This window comes from Streptomyces marokkonensis, assembly GCF_039539045.1.
Classification (GTDB): domain Bacteria; phylum Actinomycetota; class Actinomycetes; order Streptomycetales; family Streptomycetaceae; genus Streptomyces; species Streptomyces marokkonensis.
Map to the genome: position 1 here is coordinate 1 of NZ_BAABCQ010000345.1, position 2,485 is coordinate 2,485.

2 protein-coding genes are annotated in these 2,485 nt (G+C 69.6%); one reads left to right on the top strand and one right to left on the bottom strand.

The features are described 5' to 3' along the window. Window positions 1-173: 173 nt before the first annotated feature. Window positions 174-836: an SUKH-4 family immunity protein gene (locus ABEA26_RS35740; protein ID WP_345598208.1), complete on the bottom strand. Its 663-nt coding sequence runs from the start codon at window positions 834-836 to the stop codon at window positions 174-176. On the opposite strand from ABEA26_RS35740, the gene ABEA26_RS35745 reads away from it, so the two are divergent. After that, window positions 835-1,551, top strand: a complete 717-nt coding sequence (locus ABEA26_RS35745; RefSeq protein WP_345598210.1) for an AAA family ATPase — start codon at window positions 835-837, stop codon at window positions 1,549-1,551. The genes ABEA26_RS35740 and ABEA26_RS35745 overlap by 2 nt on opposite strands. Window positions 1,552-2,485 lie beyond the last annotated feature (934 nt).

A 2,485-nucleotide genomic window follows, 5' to 3' on the forward strand; every position in this document is an offset into this window, starting at 1 on the left:
GCTCACCGCTCACCGCTCACCGCTCACCGCTCACCGCTCACCGCTCACCGCTCACGAAACCGTACCCGCTTCGCCACCCAGGCCCCCACCAGCGCCACCCCGGGCCGAAACCTTCTTCGTCGTACGACCGCCGGTCCCGGCCCGCCGCCCCGGTGAGCTCCGCCGGCGAAAGGTCACGCGGGGCCGGTTCCCGCCGCGGTCCCCGGCGGCGTCGAGCGGCGCAGTGCCCAGAGGATGAGAGCGAGGGCGGAGACGTCCGACATCAGGGGCCGAAGGGTGCCGTCGGGTGCCCTCCAGGTCAGGACGGCGCCCGTCGTGCCGTCGACGACCACGTGATCGCCGTCCGCCAGCCGGCCCAGGCGCACGAGGTGGTCCGCGCGGTCGGCGAGCCGGTTCTCGGGGAACTCGTCGCACCACTCGGCCACCGTCGGCAGCGACAGCGGCAGGTCGGCCGGGTCCTGCCGGAAGGGGTGGGCGTCCTCGGGCAGGCCGGTCTCGCGCAGGAAGCGGCGGGTGGGCTCGTGCTCAAGGGTGCCCGGGAAGTCGATGTCCTCGAAGCGTGTCACCCGGCCCCGGCCGAACTCCCGGTCCAGGAACCGGGCCGGCAGGGCCAGGGCCGGTCCCGGCGCCGTGCGGCGGCCCGCCGTCAGGAACAGGCAGCCCAGCAGCGCGGACGTCCTCCACAGTGACGGCTCCTCGCGTCCCCCCTGCGACCGCCGGGAGGCGCCGCGCGTCCACGACGGGTCCTCCACCGACGTCGCGGAGCGGACCCGCGTCACCAGCGAAGGCACCGCCCGGGCGGCCGCCGTCTGCGCCGTCCCCGCCGAACACGTCATGGTCGTCGTCCCGCTCGTGGCCACGTGCATCGTCTCCCCCGAGAGTGTCTGTCCGCCGTGCGCGGACGGCCGCCGTTCGCACTCCTGCGGAGACTACGCGCCACCACTGACAACGCCCCTGCGTGCAAAACCCGTTCACCCGGTAGGACGCGCCGGCCGCCTCGCCCGTTGCCTCACACGCGCGGGAATCACCCGGCACCTGGACCCCAGGCTGGAGGAGTTCGACGACTGGATCTGCCGTACGGTCCTCTCGCCCTTCAGCCCTCTTTTCCGGGAAGCCCGGTACCTGCTTGCCGAGGAAGCGGACATCCGGGACACGGCCTTGTACCACTCGGTCCTTGCCGCGGTGGCCCAGGGGAACTCCACACGGGGAGGGATCGCCGGGTTCATCGGCCGTAAGTCGGTGGACATCTCACACCCCCTCCACGTTCTGGAGGACAGTCACCTACTGGCACGGGAAGCGGACGTCTTTCGAGCCGGGAAGTCCCAGTACAGAATCACCGAGCCACTGATCAATTTCTACGAGGCGGTGATACGGCCCGCCTGGGCGCGGCTGGAAAGCGGACAGACGCGAAAGGTGTGGGCGCAGTCCGCGGAACGCTTCGCGGCACAGGTGGCCGGACCACACTTCGAAACGGTGTGCCGTGAGTACATACTCGGGCCGGGCCGGGCCCTGCTCCGGTCCTCCTTGGGGAGGTGGGCGGTGGCGTGGTGACGGACCCCGTGGCAAGGCGCCAGACGCAGATCGACGTGGCCGTGGTGGAACCCGGGCCCGGGGGCAGCAAGCAAGCGGTCCACCTGCTGGGAGAAGCGAAATGGGGCACCGTCATGGGGCTGAGCCACCTGGAGAGGCTGACTCGGGCACGAGAAGTTCTCACCGCGCGAGGTATGGACACCAGTCGATGTCAGTTGGCCTGCTTCAGCGCAAACGGCTTCGGCGACTCGTTGCGACGTGAGGTGTCACATGGAGCACAGGGCGAGGACGGTGTGCTGCTCATCGGTCCCGACGAGCTCTACGGCGGGCCGTCTCGTGCCCCGCTCCATTGACCGGGCGCCAGGCGCGGAGCGGGCATGCGCTGCCTGATCCGGTCCAGGCAGCAAAGAACCCCGAGCGGCCGGCCTGGGGGTTAGCGTCGGAGCGGGTGACGAGAATCGAACTCGCGCTCTGAGCTTGGGAATCAACGGTTCTTGAACGGCTGTAGTGTCCCTGACCTGCATGTTCGGGTGGAGCGGTCGAGGCTGGTGTGGTCTCTGGCTACCGTGTTTGTCCGCTGCTATCCGCTCCGAAGGGCACGGACGGGGCACGAGGGTGATCGATGCCGCTGTGGCGTGGGTGGGGAAGTGTCACCGCGCTGGATCAGGCGCCTGCCGTCGTGCGATTTCATCCCTGGCGATCTGGCGCAGGGCAATCCGGTCGACCGTCATCGATCCGGAGCCGTAGTACCGGCGGTCGGCGGACTGCGTCCCATTGCGGTCACAGCAGGGCCCACCGTGAGGTACTAGGGTACCGTAGATGCGGAGGTGGGATTTATGACCACGGCTTCGAAGCCGCCCCGGCAGTCGCCGCTCAAGGTGGATCCGGCGACGGACAAGCTGATCAGCCAGGGCGCGCATTTCCTGGGCCTGACGAAGAAGGACCTGGTCGCGGA